Origin of the sequence: Streptomyces sp. SID13726, from assembly GCF_010548375.1 — a bacterium.
GTDB lineage: Bacteria > Actinomycetota > Actinomycetes > Streptomycetales > Streptomycetaceae > Streptomyces.
The window spans coordinates 56,980-81,470 of record NZ_JAAGLY010000015.1; the positions used below are offsets into that span (position 1 = coordinate 56,980).

The 24,491-nt window shown below is 72.1% G+C and carries 20 protein-coding genes; 10 read left to right on the forward strand and 10 right to left on the reverse strand.

Annotated features, from left to right (window positions below; all coding sequences use genetic code 11):
• Window positions 1–30: 30 nt before the first annotated feature.
• On the reverse strand, window positions 31–2,808 hold the full coding sequence (locus G3I78_RS31770; RefSeq protein WP_164430912.1) for a hypothetical protein: 2,778 nt from the start codon (window positions 2,806–2,808) through the stop codon (window positions 31–33).
• A gap of 186 nt (window positions 2,809–2,994) precedes the next feature.
• On the opposite strand from G3I78_RS31770, the gene G3I78_RS31775 reads away from it, so the two are divergent.
• Window positions 2,995–4,347, forward strand: coding sequence for a Gfo/Idh/MocA family oxidoreductase (locus G3I78_RS31775; RefSeq protein ID WP_164430914.1), 1,353 nt, complete (start codon window positions 2,995–2,997; stop codon window positions 4,345–4,347).
• Between the two features lie 55 nt (window positions 4,348–4,402).
• On the opposite strand, the gene G3I78_RS31780 is transcribed toward G3I78_RS31775, so the two are convergent.
• Both G3I78_RS31780 and G3I78_RS31785 read right to left on the reverse strand, forming a co-directional pair.
• The gene (locus G3I78_RS31780) at window positions 4,403–4,816 is read right to left on the reverse strand and encodes an OB-fold domain-containing protein (RefSeq protein WP_343243907.1); all 414 of its coding nucleotides are present in this window, start codon (window positions 4,814–4,816) and stop codon (window positions 4,403–4,405) included.
• A 187-nt stretch (window positions 4,817–5,003) separates the two neighbouring features.
• On the reverse strand, window positions 5,004–5,672 hold the full coding sequence (locus G3I78_RS31785; RefSeq protein WP_164431218.1) for a TetR family transcriptional regulator: 669 nt from the start codon (window positions 5,670–5,672) through the stop codon (window positions 5,004–5,006).
• A 205-nt stretch (window positions 5,673–5,877) separates the two neighbouring features.
• On the opposite strand from G3I78_RS31785, the gene G3I78_RS31790 reads away from it, so the two are divergent.
• Both G3I78_RS31790 and G3I78_RS31795 read left to right on the forward strand, forming a co-directional pair.
• Entirely contained in the window at window positions 5,878–6,540 is a 663-nt protein-coding gene (locus G3I78_RS31790; protein ID WP_164430918.1) for a peptidoglycan-binding protein, read from the forward strand.
• Window positions 6,541–6,549: 9 nt separating this feature from the next.
• Window positions 6,550–7,038 carry a flavin reductase family protein gene (locus G3I78_RS31795; protein WP_164430920.1) on the forward strand — a complete coding sequence of 163 codons (489 nt, stop codon included), beginning with the start codon at window positions 6,550–6,552 and terminating at the stop codon, window positions 7,036–7,038.
• Window positions 7,039–7,105: 67 nt separating this feature from the next.
• Here the strand turns inward: G3I78_RS31795 and G3I78_RS31800 are convergent, their stop codons facing one another.
• The 4 genes from G3I78_RS31800 to G3I78_RS31815 form a co-directional block, all read right to left on the reverse strand.
• Window positions 7,106–9,487, reverse strand: a complete 2,382-nt coding sequence (locus G3I78_RS31800; RefSeq protein WP_164431220.1) for a SpoIIE family protein phosphatase — start codon at window positions 9,485–9,487, stop codon at window positions 7,106–7,108.
• A 176-nt stretch (window positions 9,488–9,663) separates the two neighbouring features.
• Complete coding sequence (locus G3I78_RS31805) at window positions 9,664–10,230, reverse strand: antibiotic biosynthesis monooxygenase (protein WP_164430922.1); 567 nt, start codon at window positions 10,228–10,230, stop codon at window positions 9,664–9,666.
• Between the two features lie 48 nt (window positions 10,231–10,278).
• Window positions 10,279–10,671, reverse strand: a complete 393-nt coding sequence (locus G3I78_RS31810; RefSeq protein WP_164430924.1) for a hypothetical protein — start codon at window positions 10,669–10,671, stop codon at window positions 10,279–10,281.
• 358 nt (window positions 10,672–11,029) lie between these two features.
• Window positions 11,030–11,953, reverse strand: coding sequence for a MurR/RpiR family transcriptional regulator (locus tag G3I78_RS31815; RefSeq protein WP_164430926.1), 924 nt, complete (start codon window positions 11,951–11,953; stop codon window positions 11,030–11,032).
• A 236-nt stretch (window positions 11,954–12,189) separates the two neighbouring features.
• On the opposite strand from G3I78_RS31815, the gene G3I78_RS31820 reads away from it, so the two are divergent.
• On the forward strand, window positions 12,190–12,633 hold the full coding sequence (locus G3I78_RS31820; RefSeq protein WP_164430928.1) for a DUF3662 domain-containing protein: 444 nt from the start codon (window positions 12,190–12,192) through the stop codon (window positions 12,631–12,633).
• On the opposite strand, the gene G3I78_RS31825 is transcribed toward G3I78_RS31820, so the two are convergent.
• From G3I78_RS31825 to G3I78_RS31835, 3 genes are all read right to left on the reverse strand, one after another.
• Window positions 12,621–14,168, reverse strand: a complete 1,548-nt coding sequence (locus G3I78_RS31825; RefSeq protein WP_239158181.1) for a phospholipid carrier-dependent glycosyltransferase — start codon at window positions 14,166–14,168, stop codon at window positions 12,621–12,623. The two genes, G3I78_RS31820 and G3I78_RS31825, sit on opposite strands and share 13 nt — an antisense overlap.
• A 224-nt stretch (window positions 14,169–14,392) precedes the next feature.
• Entirely contained in the window at window positions 14,393–16,324 is a 1,932-nt protein-coding gene (locus G3I78_RS31830) for a phosphatase PAP2 family protein (protein WP_164430930.1), read from the reverse strand.
• Between the two features lie 170 nt (window positions 16,325–16,494).
• Window positions 16,495–17,409: a BadF/BadG/BcrA/BcrD ATPase family protein gene (locus G3I78_RS31835; RefSeq protein WP_164430932.1), complete on the reverse strand. Its 915-nt coding sequence runs from the start codon at window positions 17,407–17,409 to the stop codon at window positions 16,495–16,497.
• A gap of 310 nt (window positions 17,410–17,719) precedes the next feature.
• Between G3I78_RS31835 and G3I78_RS31840 the strand changes: the two genes are divergently transcribed.
• From G3I78_RS31840 to G3I78_RS31865, 6 genes are all read left to right on the forward strand, one after another.
• Entirely contained in the window at window positions 17,720–18,850 is a 1,131-nt protein-coding gene (locus G3I78_RS31840; protein WP_343243899.1) for an ROK family protein, read from the forward strand.
• Window positions 18,851–19,126: 276 nt separating this feature from the next.
• Window positions 19,127–20,449 carry an extracellular solute-binding protein gene (locus G3I78_RS31845; protein WP_164430936.1) on the forward strand — a complete coding sequence of 441 codons (1,323 nt, stop codon included), beginning with the start codon at window positions 19,127–19,129 and terminating at the stop codon, window positions 20,447–20,449.
• Between the two features lie 123 nt (window positions 20,450–20,572).
• Window positions 20,573–21,493 carry a sugar ABC transporter permease gene (locus tag G3I78_RS31850; RefSeq protein WP_164430937.1) on the forward strand — a complete coding sequence of 307 codons (921 nt, stop codon included), beginning with the start codon at window positions 20,573–20,575 and terminating at the stop codon, window positions 21,491–21,493.
• A complete protein-coding gene (locus G3I78_RS31855) occupies window positions 21,490–22,392 on the forward strand; it encodes a carbohydrate ABC transporter permease (RefSeq protein ID WP_164430939.1) in 903 nt (300 codons plus the stop codon). The genes G3I78_RS31850 and G3I78_RS31855 overlap by 4 nt, the downstream gene beginning before the upstream one ends.
• Before the next feature lie 10 nt (window positions 22,393–22,402).
• A complete protein-coding gene (locus G3I78_RS31860; RefSeq protein WP_164430942.1) occupies window positions 22,403–24,121 on the forward strand; it encodes a hypothetical protein in 1,719 nt (572 codons plus the stop codon).
• Window positions 24,118–24,477, forward strand: a complete 360-nt coding sequence (locus G3I78_RS31865) for a hypothetical protein (protein WP_164430944.1) — start codon at window positions 24,118–24,120, stop codon at window positions 24,475–24,477. Before G3I78_RS31860 ends, G3I78_RS31865 begins: the two co-directional genes overlap by 4 nt.
• The last annotated feature ends 14 nt before the right edge of the window (window positions 24,478–24,491 follow it).

The following is a 24,491-nucleotide window of genomic DNA, read 5'->3' on the forward strand; positions in this document are numbered from 1 at the left end:
CGGGGCCCGGAATCCCGGGCCCCGCACAGGTCAGGGCGCCTCGGCCCCGTCGAGCACCGTTCCGGTCAGCACCGGCCGGTCGGGCAGCGGCTCGGCGTCGTTGTCGGTGAGCGCCAGGCGCATCGACTCGACCGGCTCGGCCACCTGGTCGTGGACGGTCGGCACCGAGAAGTCGGCGCCGGTGCTCCCGGCCGGGATGACCAGCCACACCCACAGGTTCGCCGCGGACAGCGGCCGCTCGGGGTCGGGCACGTCACCGGCCCACTCCGCCAGCCACCGCGGGTCCACGTCCTTGGTGGACAGCTCGGCGCCCTCGGTGACCGGGAGCACCCGCAGCGGCTGCCAGAAGTCCACGGTCGAGGGCTTGTCCAGGGACAGCCGCCAGGTCAGCGCCTCGCCCTCGGCCACCCGGTCCGCGACCGGCGTCAGGGTGACCACCGGCGCCGGGTCGTCGTTCAGCGCGGTGACCCCGCCCCGGTGGTTGCCGACGACGGCGTTGCGGACGGCCTTGACGGCGATGTCGTGCCGCACGTCCTCGCCGTAGGCCGTGTCGCCCTTCACCTCGACCGGCACGTCGATCGCGTGGCTGCCTGGCCGCACGGTGACCAGCCGGTTCTCGGTCCGCCCGGTGCCCGGGTCGAGGACGTACACCCGGACCTGGCCGCTGCCGTGCCCGGAGATCTCGACCGGGACGCGGTAGGTACGGGTGCCGGAGTCGCCCTCCTGCACGCTGACGCGGCCCACGTCGACCCGCGGCAGCGCCGCCGCCCGGACCGCCGGGGTACCCGGAGCCCAGCCCCAGGCATCCATCAGCCAGGCCTGCCCCGACGCCGAACGAGGCGTCAGCTCAAGGGACTTGACGTGCCCGAGGTCGAGCCCGGCCCGTCCGGCCGCGGCCAGCGGCACGCGCACCTCGCGCGCCCAGTACGAGGAGGTGTTCGCGGAGCCCGGCAGCCCGTCCACCCGCACCTGACCCAGCGTGACCCGGCGGTTCGAGGAGTCGGTGACGGCCACGTCGAGCTTTGTGCCGGTCGTGTTCGGCGGTACGAAGACCCGCAGCGAGAGCTGCTGGGAGCCGCGCAGGGACAGCGGCTCGGCCGGAGTGACCCGCGCGGCCGTGCCCGGCGCCGACCACTTCAGGGCCACCGCGCCGCGGCCGGTCTCCTTCTCCGTCTCCCACCACGCGAAGTGCGGGGAGCTCCCGGGGGCCTCCGGATCGAGGCAGGCCACCGCCGGATCGGGGTCGATCGCGGAGCACAGCCGGGCCCCGCTCACCTTCACCCCGCCGTCGGGCAGGAAACCGCCGCTGCGGCGGCCGCCGACCGCGTGGGTCAGCACCCGGGCCGGGTCGGCGGACGGGGCCCGCTTCCCGGACCCGTCGAGCAGCGGACGCACCCGGCCGTCCCCGGCGACGAAGAGCCGGGCCGCGGCGGCGATGTACGTGGAGCCCGCCCGGTGCTGCTGGGCGGCGGTCAGCCGGGTCGCGGCACCCGGCGAGCACACCGGGTCCGGCTGCTCCGGGTCGGACCCGAAGTCGTCCGAGGCCGGTGCCTCGGCCTCGCCCGGGGTCCACTCGCTGTTGAAGAAGTTGTGGTTGGCGCCCACCATGTAGACCGCGCTGTGCAGCGCGGCACCCCGGCTGATCCCGCGCGTCCCGTCGACGAAGTCCTCGCCCTGGAGGTCCGACACATCGCCGTCGCATCCCGGCAGCAGCGTCACCGAGGGCACGTCGGCGACCGGATTCTGGCCGAAGATCGTCGGTCCGATGAGCACGGTCCCGCGCACCTTCCAGCGCACCGGGCCCCGGTAGCCGTCCTGGGCGGCCGGCGGCGGGTAGAGGCTGTCCATGGCCGCCCGGTTGACGCCCTCACCGCCGCGCGAGTGCCCGACGAGCAGGACCCGGGACAGGTCCGCCTTCGCCGCCTCGCGCACGACGGCCGGGGCGGAGGACCGGTGGGCGGTCCACTCGGCCCACCGGGCCAGGTGCTGCCGTACCAGCGAGGAACGCGCCTGCGCCCCGGCGTCCTCGGTGCCGCCGTCCTGGGCGTTGATGCCGTTGGCCGAGATCGAGACCGTCACATAGCCCTGGGAGGCGAGCAGCCGCTGGTCGGCCAGATAGCCCTTGTCGCTCGGGATCGGCTTGTAGCCGTCCGCGCAGGGCCAGTCACCGGTCACGTCGTCCTCGCTGCCCGGCTTGTAGCAGGTGGCGTGGCGGCCGTGCAGGAACAGCGCGAGCGGCCGGCTGCCCGTGGCGCCCTTCGGCGCGACCACTTGGGCGCGCATCTCGATCGGGGTGGCGTACCCGGGCAGCCGCACCGGGGCGAGGTCGTACTCCCCGGTGACCGTGCGGTACGAGCCCGGCCTGCCCGGGTCGACAGCGTTCGCCGGAGCCTGCGCGGGGAGACGCGCCGCGCGCCCGGCCGGCTTCCCGCCGTCCTCGGCCGCCGCGTCCAACCGCCGCCCGGCCGCCGTCACTTGGAGGTCCTTCAGCCGCGCGGGCCGAGCCTCGTCGAGGGCGAGCCGGAAGGTCCGCCCGTCCTTCGCCGCCCGCGGCGCGCCGAGCAGCCGGTTCCCCGACCGGAACTCCACGCGCGCGTCCCCCATGGGCACGCGCTCGGGCGCACGCCAGACCAGCTCACGCCCCGTGCCCTTCCCGTCAATCCGCCAGCCGTGCGGCAGGCCGTCGTCCTGTCTCGCGCTCAACAGCCCCGAGTCCTGCGGCTGTTGGGCCTGTGCCAGTCCGGGCGAACCCGCCAGGGCCGCCAGTACCGCCACGGCGGTCACACATATTCGCCGGGCTCCGGTCAATGGTTCTCTCCTCAACACCCTGAGCGCAGGCGTCCCTTCGGTACCGGGCGCCTCTCGCGTCACGGAGGACGGGGGAGCACTGTCTGTGGGTTGTCTGTGCGGGCGAATCGAGCACGGTCGAGCGTCGTGATCAAGCCAGACGGGATGCGGGGACTAGGGAAGAACGGGACGGGGGAGGCGCTTGCCATGAGTCGAACTCCCCACCTCCGCGCAGCAGTCGTCGGCACCGGTCACCGAGCCCAGCTGTTCACCCGGGCCCTCGCCGCCCGCCCCGGCCACCGGGTCGCCGCGCTGTGCGACCCCAGCCCCACCCGCATGGCCTTCCACAACCGCCTGCTGACCGAGGCGGGCGAACCCGCCGCCGACCGCTGGGAACCCGACCGCTTCGCCGACCTGCTCGGCAAGGAGGGCATCGACGAGGTCGTCGTCACCACCGTCGACGCCGAACACGACCGCTACATCGTCCCGGCCCTGAAGGCGGGCTGCCGGGTCGTCACCGAGAAGCCGATGACCGTCGACGCGGAGCGCTGCGCCCGCATCCTGGACACCGTGCGGGAGACCGGCAACTCCCTCACCGTCGCCTTCAACTACCGCTTCAACCCCGTCCACGAGAAGGTCCGCGCCCTGCTCGCCGACGGGGCGATCGGCGAGATCCTCTCCGTCCACTTCGAGTGGCTCCTCGACACCCGGCACGGCGCCGACTACTTCCGCCGCTGGCACCGCGAGAAGCATCTGAGCGGCGGCCTCATGGTCCACAAGTCGAGCCACCACTTCGACCTGGTCAACTGGTGGCTCGCCGACGAGCCGCAGGACGTCTTCGGCTACGGGCGGCTCGGCTTCTACGGCCGTGAGGCGGGCGAACGCCACGGCCTGCGCCGCGACTACACCCGGGCGCACGGGGAGAGTCCGGCCGACGACGACCCCTACGCCCTCGACCTCACGGCCGACGACACCCTGCGCGCCCTGTACCTGGACGCCGAGCGGGACGACGGATACGTCCGCGACCGCAACGTCTTCGACGGGCCCGTCACCATCGAGGACGACATGGCGCTCCTGGTCCGCCACACCCGGGGCGCGACCATGACGTACCACCTCACCGCGTACTCCCCGTGGGAGGGCTACCGGGTCATGTTCAACGGCAGCGCGGGCCGGCTGGAACTGGAGGTGGAGGAGAGCCGCTGGCAGGCGCCCCTGACCCGGATCACCTCGGCGAGCGGGGCACTGCACGGGGACACCGCCGCCGATCACGCGGGCGGAGCGCGCCTGACCCTGCGGCCGCTCTGGCAGCCCCCGGTCGACGTACCGCTCGTCACCGCACACGAGGCCCACGGCGGGGGAGACCCACGCATGCTCGACGCGCTCTTCGGACCCGTGGGTTCCGGGGCTGGAACCGCGCACGAGGACACCGGCGCCGCCACGCATCCGACGGCCACCGAACGGGACGGCGCGCTGGCGCTGGGCGTGGGCCTTGCGGCCAACCGGTGCTTCGGGACGGGGCAGCCGGTGCGGGTGCGGGAGTTGATACCGGGCGCGTGGTGAGACCCGAAGTCCCGCTGATCAGGCCGGAGTTGACGGACCGCTGACCGGCGGCCCGTCAGCTCCAGGCGCGGTAGGGCTCGTCGACGAGCTGGAAGACCGGCTCGCCGCGCACCGGGTCCTTGGCCGTCGACATGCGCACCCGGTCACCGCTGTGGATCGCGGCGGCCGGGCCCGTGACCCGGCCCCGGACCACGAAGCCCTCGGCCAGTTCGACCAGCGACACATTGCGCGCGGCGGGGGTGTTGCGGTGCACCACCGTGGAGTGGCGGACCGTGCCCACGCCCTCGCTGCGCTCGGTGCGCAGTTCGCTGCCCTGGCAGACCGGGCACAGCAGCCGGTGGTACATCGCCGTCGCGCACCAGGCGCAGCGCTGGAAGAGGATCGCGTCGGTCGCCGGGGCGGCGGGCTCCAGAAGACCCGTCGAGGAGCCGACTGACTGACGAGCCATGGTGCCTGAGTGGTGGTACACGCTGGTCAACTCCCTGCGCTCGGCCGGAATCCCCCGTGCGCGGTCACCGTGCACGGACATGCCCGGTTCGCTGTGCCACCGTGCACGCGCCCAGCGTATGGCACTCAGTGTCAGGCGTAAAGGCACTGCGTACCCCTATCTTCCGGATGAGGGGGTCGGTGCTCGGAAGCGCCGGAACAGGGGTGGGTCACTCCCGCCCGAGCGTCGACTCGATCTCCTGCACGACCCGCCACAGCGGTGCGCCCCGCCGGGAGACGAGCACGACCACGTCCTCGGACCGGTCGTCGAGGGCCGGCGCCGGAGTCGTACCGAAGGCGGACTGCACATAGCCCAGCGCGTGGTCGAGCCCTTCGACCGCGTCCCCCTGGCCGCCCGTGCGCAGCCAGGAGCGCAGGGCGTTGTTGTGGGCGGCGACCACGGCGGCGGCGATCACGTCGGCCTGGAGCGTCCCGTCGTGCCGGCCGGCGAGGCTGTCGCGCAGGTACTCGGCGAAGGCCCGCTCGTAGCGCCACACCACGGACAGTTCGTAGGCGCGCAGGCCGGGCACCTGCTTGGTGAGCCGGTAGCGCTGCACGGAGAAGGTCGGGTTGTCGGTGTACATCCGCAGCACGAGCCGAGCCGCCTCGCAGACCCGGGGCAACGGCTCGCACCCGGCCTCGCTCTCCGCCAGGAAGGCCGTCATGTCGGCCAGGCAGCGCTCGTGGTCGGGGAAGACCACGTCCTCCTTGGAGGGGAAGTACCGGAAGAAGGAACGCCGTCCGACTCCGGCGAGCGTCACGATGTCGTCGACGGTGGTCTGCTCGTAACCCCGCTCCAGGAAGAGCTGGAACGCCGCGGCGACCAGCGCGTCCCGCATGGGCGGCTTCGTGGAGCTCATGGTCGGGAACGTAGCACCTGACGCGCCCCTCTGGCACTCAGTGCAGCCAACTCGGGGAACTGAGTGCTGTCACCCTTCCTTCGCGCGGCACGGGCCCGCCCCGCTGAACTCCGGGCGCCGCCGCCCCGTATCACTCCCCGGGGAACGGCGGACACCCGTGTACACGGGACGGAAGGAGAGCGGAATGCCGACACCGCCCGAGCGAGGGCAGTCGCCGGACGGGCGGGTCCTCGAACCCGTCCGTGTGCTGCGGCCCCGCCGCACCGACGCCCTCGCGGAATTGCTCAAGGACCTGCCGCCCAAGACCTTCGGCGGCTTCGAGTCCGTCGCACTTCCCGGCCCGGCCGGCGTGACCGAGGCCGAGACCCAGGAGCTGCCACCCGTCAGGGACCACGAGGGCCCGCGCGACACGTCCCGCGGCCGGGTGCCGGGACTGCGCCGCACCACCATCGCCGCCGGCGTGACCGCCGCGGCCCTCATCGGCTTCGGCTGCGCGCTCCTGCTCCCGGGTCGCGGGGACGCCGCCCCGCAGACCGTCCAGCCCAGCGCGAGCGCGCCCGCCGAACCGACCCCCACCGCGACCCCGAGTGCCCCGGGCGCGGCCGATCCCGACGGGGCCGGCACCCTGCGCGAGGGGGACAGCGGCCCCGAGGTGACCGACCTCCAGGAACGGCTGCTGCGCATCCCGGACGTCTACACCCACGGCTCCACCTCCGGCGACTACGACGCCGCCCTCACCGCTGCGGTGGCCCGCTTCCAGCTCTGGTACGGCATCCGCGGCGACGAGGACGGTGTGTACGGCGACGACACACGACGCGACCTGGAGTCCCGTACGGGCGGCGGCTGATCGAAGAGGATGGCGGGCATGGACGCCTTCATCGATCGGCTCGACCCCGACATGTGCGTGGTGACCGCCACCGCGGACGGCGACCGGGCGGGCTGTCTGGTCGGATTCGCCTCCCAGTGCTCCATCCGGCCCGTGCGGTACGCGGTGTGGCTGTCGAAGGCCAACCGGACCTACCGGGTGGCCCGCACCGCAGACCGGCTCGCCGTGCATCTGCTCACCCGCGAACAGCACGCTCTCGCCGAGCTGTTCGGCGGCGAGACCGGGGACCGGACGGACAAGTTCGCCCGGGTCCCCTGGCGGACAGAGGCCGGCGGGGCGGTCGTACTGGAGGAGGCGGCGGCCTGGTTCGTCGGTACGGTCCTGTCGCGCACCGACGGCGGTGACCACGTCGGCTTCGTCCTGGAGCCGCTGGCGTGGGGCGAGCGCGAGGATGCCGACGGGCCGCTGCTGCGGCTGTCGGGGGCGACCTCCATCTCGCCGGGCCACCCGGTGGATTGAGCGCGACCGCGACTGCCAAGAGTGTCCTGGCGGCTGTGACCTCAATTACCGGGCTGGCTTCGGCGGTTCACTCCGGCCCCGTCGGCACCCGGATGTCCACCACACACACGTCGTCGCGCCGCTCGCTCTCCAGCACCGACGTCAACAGTGGCACCAGGGAGCCGGGTTCGTCGCCGTGATGGGCCGCGACCGCCTCGGCGAACCGCTCCAGGCCCTGGTCGATGCCCTCGGAGGGCCGCTCGACCAGGCCGTCGGTGTAGAGGAGGAGCCGGTCGCCCGGTTCCAGGACGCAGCGCGCCTCCTCGAAGTCCGGGTCGGTGCAGGCCCCGAGGAGCATGCCGCCCGGGCGGGTGAGGTAGCGCACCTCCCCGCCGCGCACCAGCAGCGGCGGCGGATGCCCGGCCTGCGCCCAGACCAGGCAGTGCTCGCCGGGTTCGTAGCGGGCCAGGACCATGGTCGCGGTGCCGTGGGAGTCGCGCGAGTGCAGCAGCAGCGTGTTGAGACGGGCGAGCGCGCCGGTCAGCGACTGGCCGGTGATGACCATGCCCTTGGCGGTGAAGCGCAGTTGGGCCATCGTGGCCACCGCGTCGATACCGTGCCCGGCGACGTCGCCCACCACGAACAGGGCTTCCCCGTCGGGCAGTTCGATGGCGCTGAACCAGTCGCCCCCGACGTGGATCCCGGACTGGGCGGGCAGATAGGCCACTTCGACTCGCAGCCCCGCCAGCCGTACCGGCCGGGTCGGCAGCGGCAGCAGCGCGTGCTGGAGCCGGGCGGCCAGGGTCCGCTCGGCGCGCAGCACGCCGTGCTGGGTCAGGATCGCCTGCTCGCTCTCGACGAGCGCCAGTTCGGCGCTGCGCTGCGCGGTGAGGTCCTGGACGAAGCCGTGCGCCTCGACCGGCCTGCCCTCGGTGTCCGCCACGACCTCGGCGACCATCCGCAGATGACGGACCTCGCCCCCGGCCCGGACCCGGAACGGCACGTCGAACTGCCGCCCCGCGCGCACCAGTTCCCGCACCGCGAGCCCCAGCACCGGGGCGTCCTCGGGCTGCGCGAGCCCCGGCAGAGCGGCCAGCCGGACCGGTCCGAGCGCGGGGTCCCGGCCCAGTACGACGAAGGCCTGGGAGGACCAACTCGCCTCGTCGGTGGCGAGGTTCCAGTTCATCCAGCCGAGGTTCCCCAGCCGCTGCACCTCCGCGAGCCGCTGCTCCTGGCGGTCCGAGGAGTCGTGCCGCACCCAGGTGACGACCAGGGCGCCGCCCAACCGGGCCGCGTGCACGGCGTACAGGGAGAGTTCGGCGGTGCCGTCCACCACCTCCTGGTAGGCGAACGGCTCACCCTCGTACGGCTCTCCGGTGGTCAGCGCCCGCAGGCAGCCGTGCCACACCGCCTCCTCCGCCATGCTCGGGAAGCACTCCAGGATCCGCCGCCCGAGCAGCTGGCGGCCGGTGCGGCCCACGACGTCGACCGCCCCCGCGGTGGCGGCGTCGATGCGGTAGTCCTCGACCTCTCCCGAGGCACCGCGCAGCGGCGCGAGCAGTATGGCCGAACCCGGCAGCGAGTCGAACACCGGCTGGGTGGCGGCGGCCGCGGCACCGGCGTGCTGCTCGGGACGGGTGCCGAAGGAGCGCAGCCAGCCGGCACACAGCCGGGCGACGGCCCGCAGCAGCTGCCGGTGCGCCGGAGCGAACGGTCCGCTCCGTGCGCGCAGCACCCCGATGCAGACGTCGGCCCCGTCCCCGGTCGGCACCGGCAGCCAGGCACGGGACAGCCAGCGCTGCGGCGGCTCCCCGATGAGCAGGTACTCCTCGTGGTCCGCCGCGAAGTCCTCCAGCCAGCGGGCCTCCCGGGCGCGCAGCGCGGCGAGCGCGGTGATGCCACTGAGCGGCGGCACCTGGGCCCACTGGGCGGCCAGGGTGTCGTCGATGCCCGCGTGACCGATCAGTTCGAGCCCGCCCGCGGGCAGGGAACGGAACAGCATCAGGGCGTCGGCCTCGACGTCCGCCGCGAGTTCGTCCAGAAGACAACGGGCCAGGTCGTGAGGCGTGGCGACATGCACGAGGGCCTTGCCGAGCCGGCCGAGCGCGGTGAAGCCGTCGTCCGCCTCGGTGGGACTCCGGCCCGCGGGGGCACCGGTGTGCGGGCGCTGCGACGTGGGTCCCGCCGGTCCGGGGACCGCGGACAGGGGAGCGGCGGTGTGAAGTCCCGGCGTGGCCCCGGGCAGCGGCGGCACCAGCGCGCCGAGGGTGATCCAGCACTCCTCCAGCAACGTACGGTGACCGGCCTTGGCACGTTGCAGGAGATCCTCACCGGCCGCGTCCGGGCCGCATCCGGTCAGGGCCATGAGCGCGCCCTTGGCCCGCTCCAGCACCGCCGAGGTGGCGGCCTGGTCCCGCAGCCGGTCCATCTCGGCACGTTGCCGGGCCACGACCTTGGCCAGTGCTGCCATGTCGGGCGCGGTGCCGGCGTGAGAAGTGCCGGCGGGCTCACTCGTCACGCGATGAGCATCGCACATACGACACGCCCCGATCGCGCTCTTGTGCACACACATCGCACACACCGGTGAAGCGCCCGGTCGACGACTCCGGGCCAGGCTCCGGGCCATGCCCCGGGTCTCACCCTGCGTCATCGGCCGGGCGGCGGATACAGCCATCTCCGCAACAGCCGGCTCAGCAGTGGCATCACCAGATACGTCAGCACCGGCAGCAGCACCACCGGGAACACGGCGGCCCGCAGCGGCAGCGGCCAGGCCGCCGTACGGGGCGTCACCAGCCACTGGATCAGCAGTACGCAGGGGAAGGCGCCGAGGAACGTGGTGAGGACCATCTTCCAGCGCACCGGGGGCCGGACCGTGGTGCCGGGCAGGCTGAACCAGGTCTCCATCCCGGTCGTCGACTGGCGCTCACCGTCGATCTCGGTGGCGATGTCCCCGATCCGCGCGTGCCACGACGCCCGCTCGTCGGACTCCAGCCAGGCGGTGAGCCGGTGCGCGTCGGACCAGCGCAGCACCGCGTGGAAGCGGTGACCGTCCTCGGGGCGCAGCCAGGAGACGCCCTCGTTGCCGGGGAAGCCTCTCGCGCAGCGGGCGATGCCGTGTGTCCAGCGCTCGAACTCCCGCTCCCGGCCGGGACGCACCTCCCACGTGAGGACAGTGGTGACCGGATCGCCGCGCCGTACGTCGGTGGTGCTCATGTTCACCACGGGTCCCACGCACGGCGTGGGTCATGCCCGACGGGACGGTCAGCGCCCGTGGTAGTGGTCGACCAGGGCCTGGCTGACCGCGCGGACGCTGCGGGCGATGTGCTGGAGCTGGAGGACCTCGGCCGCGTACAGCTTGATCGTGTGCTCGATGACCGACTCCGGCAGCCCGAGCGCCGGCAGGTCGGCCCGCGCGGTCTGCAGGGCGGTGCGCGCGACCCGGATCTCGTGCTGGACCTGGATCTGCGCGTGCCGGGCGAGCAGGACGGGGTGGCGGATCAGCGCCGGATAGCTGGCGTACCGCGCAGGCACCAGTTCGCGCAGCCACTTGGCCGCCGAGCGCTCCCAGTCGTAGCTGCCGGGGGACTTGACCTGGCAGGGCCAGTCCGGGCCGGTACGGGTGGTGGTCCGCGTCGTCGTCAGGGTCATCGTCATCGCTTCCGGGTGTGCGGCGTCGTGAGGGTGGTCCGACTGGTGGGGGCGGCCCCGGTCTAGGGGATGACCGGGGCCGCCACGGGCTCGCGTGCAGGCGATGCCCCACCGAACACCGCGGGCGCCGACGCGGGTAGGAGACGACGGCTCACGGTGTTCGTACAGGAGCCCTGGAGGTCAGGGCGGCGCCCGCGCGGCGGTTGGTGCGGGGTGCGCATGGGTGGACCGTCGGCTTTCTCGGGCGGATGTGATCCGTGAGCAGTATTTATATATGCCGTCCGCTTTGCAAGGCGTATGAAAACATTCATGCGTGATTTAGGCATGGATGTCCCGTTGAAATCCGAAATGACCGGGGGTGGGGTCAGTCTCTGAGGAAGAACTGGTGCTGGTCGGAGATGTGCTCGTAGTCCTCGAGCCGTGCCTGGGTGCGCTCGGGATCGGCGTCTGTCATGGCCTGGAGCAGCGCGGCGGCGATCACCCCGGGCGCCGCGTAGGAGTCGAACACCAGACGGGAGCCGGTGCCGGTGCTGAAGACGACGTCCGCCTCGTCGGCCACCGGACCGAGCGCCAGATCGGTGACCAGGGCCACCTTCAGACCGGCGCTGCGGGCCACCCGCAGGGCGGTCAGAGTCTCCTGCGCGTGCCGCGGCATCGAGAAGGCGAGCAGCCAGGTGCCGCCCGCCTCGCGCGACTGGAGGAGGGCGTCGTAGGCGACGCTCCCGCCGCGCGTCACCAGCCGTACGTCGGGGTGGATGCGCCGGGCCGCGTAGGCGAAGTACTCCGCGAGCGACGCCGAGATGCGCAGGCCGAGGATGGTCAGCGGGGTCGACGCGGACAGCTTGCGGCCGAGTGCGATCACCTGGTCGGGGTCGGCGAAGTCGCGCCGCAGGTTCTCCAGGTTCTCGATCTCGGTGTCGACCGCGGCCTGGAGTTCGTTGCCGCGCGACTCCTCGTCCGCGACCGGCCCGCCGGCCAGGGTGCCCAGCGCGATCGACTGGAGCTTCTCCCGCAGCGCCGGGTAGCCGCTGAAACCCACCGCCGCGGCGAACCGGGTCACCGAGGGCTGGCTCACGCCCACGCGCTCGGCGAGATCGGTGATGGAGAGGAACGCCGCCTCGGTGATGTGCTCGATCAGATACTGCGCGATGCGCCGCTGCCCCGGGGAGAGCCGGGGCCTGTCGAAGAGCGTCCTGAGCTGGGAGGCCGGGGCGGCCTCCGACTCCGGTGCGGTCTTGCCCGAGGTGATCGCGGATGCCTGTGCGCGTGCCTGCTGCGGCGATGGCACCGAGGCGCCTCCTTTGTCTCCCACGGTGAGTCAACATAGCTCACACACCCGGTGACCAGCGCTTGTAGGCGGGCTTCCGGCAACCGCCCGAGGACACGGATACCCGCCCGCCGAACGGGAACCCGTCCCCGCGCAAGCCCTGTCGCCGACCCGAGGAGCAGTCCGGCATGACCGCCCCCGAACAGCACCGCCCGCACACCCCCGGCGACACCGGAACCCCCGGCAGGTGACCGGCGATGGGCGCGCTGACCACACTGGAACAGGCCATGGAACACGGCTGGGAGGCCCTCTGGGCGAAGCTCCTCGACCGTGAGCCCGTCGAACTCCTCGAAGCGCTGCGAAACGAGTGCGACAGCAACGTGGTCGTGTGCAGCGAACAGCGGGTGGTCGTCCCGAACGCGTACGACGTCCAGCTCGCCGGCTTCGCGTACGACGAACTCGCGCGCCGCGTCGGCGACGTGGGCCAGGAGCTGACCGACACCCTGGCCCGGCACGGCGAGCGCCGGGGCTACGAATGGGCGGGCCCGCTCACCGTGCACATCACCAGGTCCCGTCAAGTCCCCAACGGCCGCTACCGGGTGACGAGCCGGGCCATGCCGCACGTGAGCGCCGAGGGCTTCCGGCACGCGCTCCGCCGGGCACCCGCGCCCGCCGCACCGCACGGTGGTCACCGCCGATAGATCGTGATCGAGTGACCGACCTCGTCGACGGGCCGACTGCCGTCGATCAACTCGGCCAGCCGCCCCTTCGCCTTGGCAACCGAGGAGTCCGACACGACCAGCAGCCCGCGGACCTCGTCCACCGGGACCCGGCGCGGATCCGACGCCTCGATGCCGTAGTACGACGGCACTCCGCTGCCCTTGTAGACGAGCCAGACCCGCTCGTCCGGATAGCGCTCCCGCAGCCGGTCGGCGAGCCTGCCGAGGTCCTGGCCCCAGTCGACGTTGGAGTCGTGCAGCCGCAGATGGGTCCGGGCGGGACCTCCGAACGCCTCGTTGGAGTACGGCAGATAATAGGGAAAGGTCCGCACCGAACTGACCGCCACGAACAGCACCAGCGCCCCGGTCGCGACCACCGCCCACCGCCGCCGTACCGCCAGGACACAACCGGCCGCCACCGTCAGGAACATGGGCAGGAAGAGCGTGTACCGGGTACCGAAGTCCCGTACCCCTGTCATGGCGGAGACGAGCAGCACCGCGGCGGGCACCAGCAGATAGGGCGCGGCGGGCCGCAGCCGCCGTACCGCCACCATGACCACGGCACCCGCGGCCCACAGCGCCAGCAGGCCCAGCGGGGTCTTCACCAGGATCGCGGCCGGCAGGTAGTACCAGAGGTGCCCGGTGTACACCCGCCCGAAGAGGAACCCCTCCCACGGGTGGTTCTCGAAGTGGAACTGGATGCGCATCCCGTCCGTGTAGGCCGACGGGAACGGCAGCAGGCCGGTGAGCGTCCCGCGCAGCCCGTGCACCGCGGGCACCGGGTCCTGGGACGTCCACCGCAGCCGTGGGTCGACCACGAGATACGACGCCCATACGACGGCGACCGCGGCCACCGCCACCACGGCCGTCCCGGCCAGCACTTGGAGCAGCCTGCGGCGGGTCTCGGCGCCCCGGCACGCCGTCCACACCGAGAGGGCGGTCAGCCCGAGGAACACCGGCACCGCAGGGAGCGCGCTCATCTTCGTGGCCAGGGCCGCGCCGAGGGCGAGTCCGGCGAGCGGGACGTAAAGGCGCGGCCGGGTCCTGGCCCGCCACAGCAGCCAGACCGAGGTGAGCAGGAAGCCCGCCGTCGGCACGTCGAGCGTGGCCAGCGAACCGTGGGCGACGACGTCGGGGGAGAAGGCGTACAGGGCCAGCGCCGCGAGGCCCGCCGCCCTTCCGGCGAGTTCCCGGGCGAAGGCGAACACCACCAGGCCGAACAGCAGCGTCAGCAGGATCACCGGGAGCCGGGCCCACAGCATCAGCCGCCAGGGGTCGTTGCCCGACTCGTACAGCAGATGCGGGCCGAGGTCGATCTGGGGCCCGTCGAACGCGGTGTCCACGTGCGGGTCGGCGAGCGCCACCCCGGCCGCGATCACCAGCTTGCCCAGCGGCGGGTGTTCGGGGTTGTAGCGGATGCCCTGGCCGTGCAGGTACTCGGCGGCCGTGGCCACGTAGACCGGCTCGTCGATCGTCGGGGTCTGCCGGACGGCGGTCGTCACCATGACGGCGGCCATCTGCGCCAGCAGAACGACGACGAGGAGCGGCACCAGCCACCGCCGGGCGGGGCGTGGCCGTCGCTCCTCGTCGTCGCGGGTCCCGGACTCGGGGGCCGGGTCCAGGACCAACTGCTGCTCGCTCGTCATCTCAGCCCCGCCGTGACACCGACGGGGCGGCGGCGGGAGCGATCCGGAGGTGCCTCATGAGGGCCACTCTCGCATCAGCTCCCGCCCCGCGGGTGTCACCGCTTCAGGAGTCGTACCGACAGACCTTCCGCCGTGTAGACGGGTACGGCCCGCAGCTTGTCGGAGTTCAGCTCGATACGGTCGAACTGGCCACGCAGCACCGGAGCGCCGAGCACCCGGACCGTGTGCCCGGCCTTCGGGGGCTTCTTCTCGTCCAGCTTCAGCGACAGCACGCTGCCCTTGCCGAGCACCGCGCGCCGCGTCACCTCCAGGACCGGCTCCTGACCGGAGCGCAGGGTCAGCTCCAGCTTCCCGGAGTCCTGCGTGTACGTCCCGTGGACCTGGAGGGACTTGTGGTCCAGGCGCAGCTTTCCGCTTTGCACCCGCACGTCGCCGTGGCCGAGCGCGTGGGCCGAACCGGCGACCAGCGTGCCCTCCTTGAGGACGGTCCCGCCGGTGTAGTCGTTGTGGCCCGTCAGGGTGAGCGCGCCGCTGCCCCGCTTGGTCAGACCGCCCCGGCCGCCGATGTCGTTGCGCCAGCTGTCGGCCGCGTGGAAGCCGCCGGACTTCGCGTCGAGCGTGACGGTGATGTCGCAGTCGAAGGAGCCGTAGCCGTCCGCCGCCGTGAACAGGTCCAGGCGGCCCCACTGCTCGAAGCCGTCGAGCAGGACATAGCCCGAGGGCAGGCCCGTGGTGCGCAGCACCTCACGGCGCTGGGCCGCGTCCAGGTACGGCAGCCGGGTCTCCAGCAGCACCTCCGCGCCCTTGGGCACGGTGAACGGCTTGTTGCCGCCGTCCCGGGTCAGCACGTACGTCAGCCGGGGCTTGACGGAGCGGGCGTTGGCGTCCCGGTCCCCGTACCGGTCGCCGGCGTCCGAGTGGACGTACCCGAAGAGGGTGTCGGCCGTGGTGCCGGTCCGCTCGGTGAAGTACGCGAGCGCCTGCGCCCGCGCCGCGGCCTTGAGGTCGGCGTTCGCCGAGTCGGCCAGGGTGGCGGCGGCCAGCGCGGTGGCCATGATGCGGCCGCCGATCACGTCGACCGTGGAGTGCATGCCCGACATGATCCGGGTGTGGCTGAGCTCGAACGCCCGGGTCACCAGCTCCTGGAAGCGCTCGGGCACCGCGTACGCGAACGCCAGGCCCGCCAGGTGGAAGGCGTTGGTGTGACCGCTCGGGAAGCCGCCGTCGTCCACCGGCGAGGTGCTGCGCTGACGCAGCAGCTGGGTGGCGACGACCACCTCCGAGTCGTAGACCGGGAAGCCGAGCGCGTCCTTGACGCCCGTGTCGACGACCTGGCTCTTCTCGTTCATGCGCCACGGACGCGGGTACTGGAAGGCGTACTTGCCGGGGTTGCCCGAGGCGTACGGGCCGCGCACGGTGTCGACCAGCTTGGCCACCTGGCCGAGCGCGGAGTCGTACGAGCCCGCGCCGATCGCCGAGCCCGCCGGGGCGTCGGCCGGCACGACGTCGCTGATCGTGGTGGCGGGGGTGGTGTCGGGCGCGCTGGTGATCGAGGTGACCGCCTTGGCGCCGGAGCGGTAGAGGCCGGCCAGCGGGCCCAGGGCGCCGATCATGGCGTAGCTCTGGTGCTGGCGGTCGTAGAGGAAGGCCTCCTTCGCCTGCGCCTCGGTGCGCGCCTTGGTGATACGGGCGCAGTAGCGCATGTTGGCGCGCAGCACCTCGGGGCGCAGCGGCGTGCCGGTGTTCCAGGCGTCGCCGGTCTTCCACACCTTGGAGAAGCCGCTGAGGACCCGCACCACGGCGTTGGTCTCGGGCGTCAGGTTCGTGAGGACGTTGGTCTTGTAGTCGTCCACGAACGCGGCAGCGGCGGTGGCGGCCTTCGCGTCGGCGGCGGCCAGCCAGCTGACGAGGGTGGGCGCGGCCACGACACCTGCGGTGGCGCCCAGGGAGGTCTTGAGGAACCCTCGGCGGTTCACGGCACGTTCGGCGACCGGCGCGGGGGAGCGCTGCCCGGCGGATGACGGCATGGGTGGGCCTCTCTTGAGTTCTTCGGCCGTGCGGCCGGGGGGTGGTGGTGCGGGTGCGACTCATGATGCGCCGGACGACCTGAGCCTCGAATGCGCTTTCTGAAGTCGTACGAGCGAAGATCTACGGGCGAGTCATGTCGAAGTGGAGGAGACTCGGCGACCGGAACATGTCACAGAAGTGAACGGGCCATCGCCACGGCCCCCTCGACCGGCGGAGCGCGCAGGGGAGTGGGCCGGGCAGCGGGCACCCCGGCCGCGAGGGCCGAGACGAACGCGTCGTACAGCGGGGGCTGGGCGAGGACGGTACTGCCCGCGACCACCACGTCGTCGACCACCACCCCGCGGGCGGCGAGCCGTTCGACGAGCGCGGCCAGTGCGCGGCCCGCCTCCTCGATCACCTCGCGCGCGAGCGACGAACCGGCCGCGGCGGCCTCGAACACGGCCGGCGCGCACCGGCCCCAGTCCGCCGAGAACCGCGTGACGCCTTCCAGGGCGCCGCCGAGCGCGGGCACGTCGGGGACGTCGAACGCGGCCCGCAGCCCGAGCGCCAGCGCGTCGGGCTCCTCACCGCGGTCATGAGCCGCCCACACGGCACGTACGGCCTCCCGTACGAGCCCGGCGGCGCCGCCCTCGTCACCGAGCAGCGCACCCCAGCCGCCGACCTGCACGGGGGTGCCGTCGGCGAAGCGGCCCACGGCGACGGAACCGGTGCCGGCGACGAGGCCGACCCCCTTGTCCAGGCCCGCCGCGGGCACGAGCAGTTCGGCGTCGCCCACGACCAGCGCGGGCGCGTCGAAGTGCAGTTGGAGGGCGGTGCGGATCTGCTCGCACTGGCGCGGGGTCTCACAGGCGTGCCCGCCGACGGCGAGCGCGGACGGGCGGGTGCCCGCCGGCAGCGCCTCGGCGGCCAGCGCGGCGAGCCAGCCGGCGGCGGCCACGGGGTCGTGCGGCCGCCAGCCGCTGCTGGAGCGGACGTGGTCGGCCACGAGAGCGCCGCCCGCGAGTGCGCGGAGATGGGTCTTGGTGCCGCCGACATCGATGCCGACCACCACAGGGCCGGCAACGGCGGTTACAGGGTCCTGCACGGATCCTCTTTCGTCGTTGCGCGAGGTGCTGCGACGGTGGGCGAACCGTGCCTGGAGGCATGGCAGTTGAAGAACTAGGGAAGCCCCGGGACGGGCCTCTGACGGAACACGGCAGGCGAGTACCGTGACGTTCGTTAGGAAGTTAACTAACGAAGTACAGTGCGTGTCAATAGGCGTCACGCACTCGGCTTCCCGGGCATCCGCTCCGGCCCGGGAACGCACGACGCCCGAGTAAACCCATCGCTGTCTCCCGCCGAGCCGCTCGGCCCCGGAGAACAACCTGTGACCTGGGGGAAGTGTGGAACACGACGTGGTAAGAACCCCCCGTCTGACCGAGAGCGCGAGCTCGGTGTTCGCGGTGCTGGCTCAGGCCGGAACCGCGACCCGGCCGCAGCTCGCGAGCCTCGCGCGGCTGTCCAAGCCGACGGTGTCCTCCGCCGTCGCCGAGCTGGAGGGCGTCCATCTGGCCGCCCACTCCGGCACCGCCTCCAGCGGGACCGGCCGCAACGCCGCCGTCTACCGTCTGGGCCCGGCCGCGGGCGCCGTGCTCGCCGTGGACCTCGGCCCGGCCGTCACCCGGGTGCGCGGCTGCGCCCTCGACGGCAGCCTGCTCGCCGAGGCCACCGGACCCCGGGAGGAAGCCGCCGACGTGGTGCGGGACGCCCTGTCCGCGCTGCCCGCCGACGCCCCGCTGCGCACCATCGTGGTGGCCGTCGGTGACGTCACCGCGCGGGCCGAGGAGGGCACCGTGCGCCCGGCGACCGCCAAGGCCGGGCCCGTCTTCGACGCGGTGGCCGTGGCGCTGCCGCCCGGGGTCCCCGTCCACCTGGAGAACAACGTCAACTGCGCCGCCCTCGCCGAGCTGCACGAGGGTGCGGCCCGGGACCGGCACACCTTCGGCTATCTGCGGATCGGCGTCGGTATCGGTCTCGGCATCGTCGTAGGGGGCCAGGTGCTCGCCGGTGCCAACGGCGCCGCGGGAGAGCTGGCCCGGCTGCCCTACCCCTGGGACGACGACCTGGAGCCCCGCCACGAGGCCCTGGAGGAGTACATGGGTGCCCGCTCGCTGCTGCGCCGGGCCGCCGAAGCATGGCCGGAATCCGACGTTTCGTGCCCGCGTACGGCCGAACGGCTGTTTTCTCTGGCCGGTGAGGGCAGCGCCGTGGCCCGCGCGATCGTCGACCGACACGCCGTCGACGTGGGCCGGCTGGCCGCCGCCGTGACCGCCGTACTGGACCCGGGACTGCTCGTCCTGGGCGGCAGCACCGGCGCGTTTCCGCAGCTCCTGGCGGGTGTGCGGGCCGAGCTGGAGCGGCTGAGCTGGCCCACCGAGGTGGTCAGCAGCCAGGTCGGTGATCTAGGCACCGTGGTGGGCGCGGCCCGGCTCGCGGTCGCCAGAGGAGTCCAAACCGTGACCGAGGCGGCGCGGACGAAGGATTGACGGTTTCGGACTCGGTCTGCCAATGTCCGGACAAGCGCTTTCTAAGTCGGCCGGGACGTCGACTTGGGGCGAGCGTCCCGCCCGTACTCGACGTACGGCAACCGCACGAGGGCGTGCCCGTGCGGTGACGGCCACAGCGGCCGGGGACCCTCTCCCGTCAGGATGACGCGGCCGGGCGAGGCCGCGCCCTCGGAAAGCAAACCTTCCTGCAAAATGCACCCGTGCCGCTCGGTCGGCGCCGTGCTCCGTCTCCTACGACGAAAAAAGGGATCGAAGATGACCACTGTGGGTGTGCGGCGCAATCGCCGTCTCGGCCGCGGCGGCATGCGCCGCCTGGTTTCCCTCGCTGCCGCCGCCTCGGCGGGTGCCCTGCTGCTCTCCGCCTGCGGGTCGGGGTCCGGCTCGGGAGGGACCTCCAAGTCCCTGACGTTCTGGATCTCCACGGTTCCGGGGCAGGACGCGGGCTGGAAGAAGATGGTCGCGCAGTACAAGAAGGAAACCGGCGTCGCCGTCAAGCTCGTCAACATTCCCTACGACGGCTACACCACGAAGCTGCACAACGCCGCGCAGGCCAACTCCCTGCCCGACGTGGCGGCCGTGCCGGCGCTGGACCCGATCTGGTCGAACAAGCTGGTCGACCTCAGCTCCATCGCCAACAACAAGACCAACAAGATCAACGCCAACTTCCTCGCGAAGGACTCGTCCGGGAAGGTGCTGTCCATCCCCTCGGACGTCACCGCGTCCGGCCTGTTCATCAACAAGTCGCTGTTCGAGAAGGCGGGCGTGTCCTTCCCGACCGAGCCGTCGAAGACCTGGACCTGGACCGACTTCATCGCGGCCGCGAACAAGGTGCGCGAGAAGACCGGCGCCAAGTACTCCCTGACCTTCGACCAGTCGCCGTCCCGGCTGCGCGCCATGGTCTACGAGATGGGCGGCAAGTACGTCCACGCGGACTCCTCCGGCAAGTTCTCGGTGGACGCGGCGACCAAGAAGGCCGTGAACACCTTCGTCGGCTGGAACGACGACAAGACCATGCCGAAGTCGGTGTGGACCAGCGGCGCCGACCCGTCCGCCATGTTCCAGAGCGGTGACGTCGTCGCCTACTGGTCCGGCGTGTGGCAGGTGCCCGCCTTCGCGGACAGCATCAAGAAGTTCGAGTGGGCGAGCGTCCCGACCCCGGCCCAGCCGGTGCAGGCCAGTGACGTCAACAGCGGCGGCATGACGGTCGGCTTCAACAACAACGCCGACGCCTCCAAGGCGGCGACGAAGTTCCTGTCCTGGCTGTACGAGCCGGCCCACTACCAGGCGCTGTGCGAGGCCTCCGGCTTCCTGCCGGTCGAGAGCGGTCTGAACCCGACGTACCCCTTCAAGTCCGAGGCGGCGCAGGCGGCGTTCAAGCTCTACAACGAGGAGATCCCGCTCTACGCCCCGATCTCCGGCTACTTCAACAGCGCGCAGACCAACTGGGTGCTGAAGGGCAAGAGCCTCACCGAGGACCCGACCAAGACGGAGCTCGGCAAGGCGATCAACGGCCAGCAGTCGGCCGACAAGGCCCTGGAGAACATCGTCGCCGGCTACAACCAGCAGGTCGGCGGCTGATCGTAGGCCCACCGGCCGGGCGGCGGTGCGCGGACACCGCCGCCCGGCCCCGGACGCCCGCGTGAGGCCGGGCTCATGACCGGAGCCCACGGCCATCCAATCCACCAGCACGGAGACAGGAAGATGACAAAACGCGCCTCGGACGTGACCGCGAGCCCGCCGAGCTCGCCCAGGAGACGCAGTAAGTACACCCTTGCGCCGCTCGTCCTCATCGCGGCCAATGTCGTGCTCTTCTCGCTGTTCTTCGTCTGGCCGGCGGTGATCGGGCTCGTCTACTCCTTCACGAACTACACGGGAGTGGGGGCGTTCCAGTTCGTCGGACTGGACAACTACAACAACCTGATCGGCGACTCGACCTTCTACGACGCGCTGATCCGGACCCTGCTCTACACCGTGCTCGTCGTCCCGCTGAACTTCGTGCTCTCGCTGCTCATCGCCAACCTGCTGGTGAGCGACCAGGCCAAGGGCAAGTCGATCGCGCGGGTCCTCTTCTTCATCCCGTGGCTCATCTCGCCCATCGTCGTGGGCGTCCTGTGGCGGTGGCTGTTCGGTGAGAACTTCGGACTGATCAACTACATCATCGAGAAGCTCGGCGGACACGCGATCGCGTGGCAGTCGGACGCCGACCTGTCGCTGGGCGTCGTGGTGATGGCGGGTGCCTGGGGCGGCACGGCCTTCTCGATGCTGCTGTTCATCGCGGCCATCAAGAACGTCCCCACCTCGTACTACGAGGCGGCCTCGCTCGACGGGGCGGGCCCCTGGCGGCAGTTCATCAGCATCACCCTGCCGAGCATCGCGCCCACGTCCTTCATCGTCATCCTGCTCAACACGATCAACTCGATGAAGGAGTACCCGCTCTTCGTCTCCCTCAACAACGGTGGACCGGGGACGTCGAACAACCTGCTCGTCCAGTACATCTACCAGACCGGCTTCAACCGGGGCCAGATCGGCTACGCGAGCGCCGCGTCCTTCGTGCTCATGCTCATCCTGATGGCCGTCGCGGTCATCCAGCTGATCGTCAACCGGCGGGTGGAGAACCGATGACAACCACTGACACGCCGCCCAAGGCCGCCGCCGGTTCCGGCCGGGTCCCTTCCAGGAAGCGGTCCGGCAGCGCGGGCAGCGGCGGGCTCCGGCGGGCGGTGCCCGCCACGACCCTGCTGTGGATCCTGGCCTTCCTCTACGGGCTGCCGGTGCTGTGGTTCATCCTCAGCTCCTTCAAACCGGCCGGAGACCTGTTCTCCGTTCCGCTGACGCTGCTCCCGCACAACCCCACCCTCTCGGGTTACAAGGCGGCCTGGGACAGCGCCAACTTCGCCCAGTACTTCATCAACACGGCCATCGTGTGCGTGATCACGACGTTCCTCACGGTGGGCGTCAGCTGCTGCACCGGGTACGCGCTGGCCAAGTACGACAACAAGTGGCTCAAGGTGTTCTTCATGTGCATCCTGGCCACCACGATGCTGCCGTCCGAGGTCATGCTGGCCCCGGAGTTCCTGGTGGTCCGCAACCTCGGCCTCTACAACTCCTTCGCCGGCATCATCCTCCCGGCCGTGCTCACCGCGACCGGATGCTTCATGTTCCGCCAGTTCTTCCTGACGGTCCCCGACGAACTCATCGAGGCCGCACGCATCGACGGCGCCCGCGAACTGTCGATCTTCCTGCGGATCATGGTGCCGATCTCCCGGCCCATCATGCTGACCCTCGCCATCCTGTCGTTCCAGTGGCGCTGGAACGACTACATCTGGCCGCTGCTGATGCTCAACGACCCCAACAAGTTCACCGTGCAGATCGGCATCCAGAGCCTGGTCGGCGCGCAGAACATCAACTGGTCGGTGCTGCTGGGCGGTTCGGTCATCTCCATGATCCCGCTGATCGCCGTCTTCCTGGTGTTCCAGCGTTACGTCATGAACGCCGACATCAACGCCGGACTGAAGGACTGAGGGACCGACCTTGTCCACCCCGCTCGACCACGAGTTCGTCCGGTCGGTGGCCCGTGCCGCCGACCGGACGGCCGTCCCGCTGGCGGACGGCCCGGACACGGACCCCGCCGGTGTGACCCACCGCGTTCTGGCACGGCGGGTGAAGACACTGGTCGCCGCGTACCGGTCCCCGGACTCGGTCCTGCACGGCAGTGAACGGGCCGTCGCCGCCGCGACGAGTCACGTCCGTGCCCTGCGGGCCGCGCAGACCTCCACCGGGCTCTTCGCCGGCGGCGACAACGTCCAGTCGCCGCCGGACTCCGGGTTCACCGTCAACGACGTGTGCGACGCGCACGTCCTCGCGGCGGGCGCGGGACCGGAACTGCGGGACGTCACGGCGGCGCTCGCGGAGATCGCGGGCGCCGCCTCCGGCGCTCTCCTGACCGGTGGGATCCACACCCCGAACCACCGCTGGGAGCTGTCCGCGGCCCTGGCCCGCCTGCACCGCTCCTTCCCCGACGGCCGACTGCTCGACCGCGTCGAGGAGTGGCTCTCCGAGGGCGTCGACATCGACGCGGAGGGCCTGTACTCGGAGCGCAGCGCCGTCTACGCGTCCCACGTGTCCAACCCCTCGCTGCTCCTGCTGGCCGATGTGCTCGGCCGCCCCGACCTGCGGGACGCCGTCGAACGCAACCTCACCGCCACCCTGGACCTGATCAGGCCGGACGGCACGGTGGAAACCGTCCACTCACGACGCCAGGACCAGCGGCACCCGTTCCCGCTGGCGCCCTACCTGCCGCACTACCGGCTGCTCGCGATCCGCACCGGCCGGGGCGACCTCAGCCGCGCCGCCCGGCTCGCGGCAGCCGGTGGCATCGACGACGCCGACCTGCTCGCCGAGACCCTCCTCACCCCGGACCTGTGCCGCGAACTGCCCGCACCGGACGAGGAGACACTGCCCCGGGACCGGTACTTCGGCACCGCGCGCCTCGCCTCGCGGGCCTCGGCCACCACGCACACGGTCGTGTACGGCGGCTCCGACGTGCCCGAACACCGGCGCATCCGCTCGGGTCTCGCCTGCAACCCCACTTTCCTGCGCCTGTTCGCGGGCGACGCCGTCCTCGACGCGGTCCGCCTCTCCCGGGACTTCTTCGACCTGGGCCCCTTCCGTGCCGCCGAGACCCACCGGCTCGCCGACAGCCGCTACCGGCTCACCGAAACCCTCACGGCCGCCTACTACCAGCCGCTCCCGCCGGACCGCCGACGCGGCGACGGCGCCTACCGGCTCGCGGACGAGGGCCGCTTCTCGGCCGCGATGGCCTTCGCGGAACGCCCGCGCGACGAGGTCTCGCACACCACCCACGTCGAGGTGGACCTCCGGGACGACGGCGCCGACCTGCGCATCGACATCAGTGGACCACGCGTGCCCTGGGCGCTCGAACTCACCTTCAGACCGGGCGGGGTGACACAGGGCGCCGAACCGCTCGGCGACGGACGCTGGTGCCTGACGGCCGGGCCGGTGACCTACCGCGTCGGCGACGACGAGATCCGGGTCGAGGCCGTCGTGGAGGCGGGCGAACCCCTCGCCGGGCCGGACCGTAGCGACGTACTGCGGTACGACCCGGGCCAGGACTACACCGTGGCGGGCGGCACCGACGCGACCACCGGCAACCGCGTCTACCTCGCCGGCCAGGGCCCGCAGACCCTGACCGTCGCCCTGCGAGCCCGACGGACCGCGGCAGCGACGTGACCCCGACACGCCGTGGGCCCTCCGGCCCGCACCAGCCGCGCGGCCTCGGCGCGCCGTGTGCCCTCGGCTGGCACCAGCCCTACGACCTCGACGCGCCGTGTGCCCACCAGCCCGCGGCCTCGACGCACCGCGTGCCCTCCGGCCTGCACCAGCTGTGCGGCCTCGGCGCGCCGTGTGCCCACGGCTGGCACCAGCCCTACGACCTCGGCGCGCCGCGTGCCCACCAGCCCGCGACCCCGACGCACCGCGTGCCCACCGGCCCCCACCAGCCGCGCGACCTCGACCCACCCCGCGCCCGCGCCCGTCGAGTGACCCCGAAGAACCACGCCATGGCCACCCCAGGCATGAAGGGTTGATCCCCGTGCACCAC

Coding starts and splice junctions, on each gene's coding strand:
- G3I78_RS31775 (WP_164430914.1), top strand. CDS start 2,995: ATGAGTCGAACTCCCCACCTCCGCGCAGCAGTCGTCGGCACCGGTCAC.
- G3I78_RS31805 (WP_164430922.1), bottom strand. CDS start 10,230: ATGAGCACCACCGACGTACGGCGCGGCGATCCGGTCACCACTGTCCTC.
- G3I78_RS31830 (WP_164430930.1), bottom strand. CDS start 16,324: ATGCCGTCATCCGCCGGGCAGCGCTCCCCCGCGCCGGTCGCCGAACGT.
- G3I78_RS31800 (WP_164431220.1), bottom strand. CDS start 9,487: ATGGCAGCACTGGCCAAGGTCGTGGCCCGGCAACGTGCCGAGATGGAC.
- G3I78_RS31825 (WP_239158181.1), bottom strand. CDS start 14,168: ATGGCCGCCGTCATGGTGACGACCGCCGTCCGGCAGACCCCGACGATC.
- G3I78_RS31850 (WP_164430937.1), top strand. CDS start 20,573: ATGACAAAACGCGCCTCGGACGTGACCGCGAGCCCGCCGAGCTCGCCC.
- G3I78_RS31810 (WP_164430924.1), bottom strand. CDS start 10,671: ATGACGATGACCCTGACGACGACGCGGACCACCACCCGTACCGGCCCG.
- G3I78_RS31855 (WP_164430939.1), top strand. CDS start 21,490: ATGACAACCACTGACACGCCGCCCAAGGCCGCCGCCGGTTCCGGCCGG.
- G3I78_RS31820 (WP_164430928.1), top strand. CDS start 12,190: ATGGGCGCGCTGACCACACTGGAACAGGCCATGGAACACGGCTGGGAG.
- G3I78_RS31795 (WP_164430920.1), top strand. CDS start 6,550: ATGGCGGGCATGGACGCCTTCATCGATCGGCTCGACCCCGACATGTGC.
- G3I78_RS31790 (WP_164430918.1), top strand. CDS start 5,878: ATGCCGACACCGCCCGAGCGAGGGCAGTCGCCGGACGGGCGGGTCCTC.
- G3I78_RS31785 (WP_164431218.1), bottom strand. CDS start 5,672: ATGCGGGACGCGCTGGTCGCCGCGGCGTTCCAGCTCTTCCTGGAGCGG.
- G3I78_RS31845 (WP_164430936.1), top strand. CDS start 19,127: ATGACCACTGTGGGTGTGCGGCGCAATCGCCGTCTCGGCCGCGGCGGC.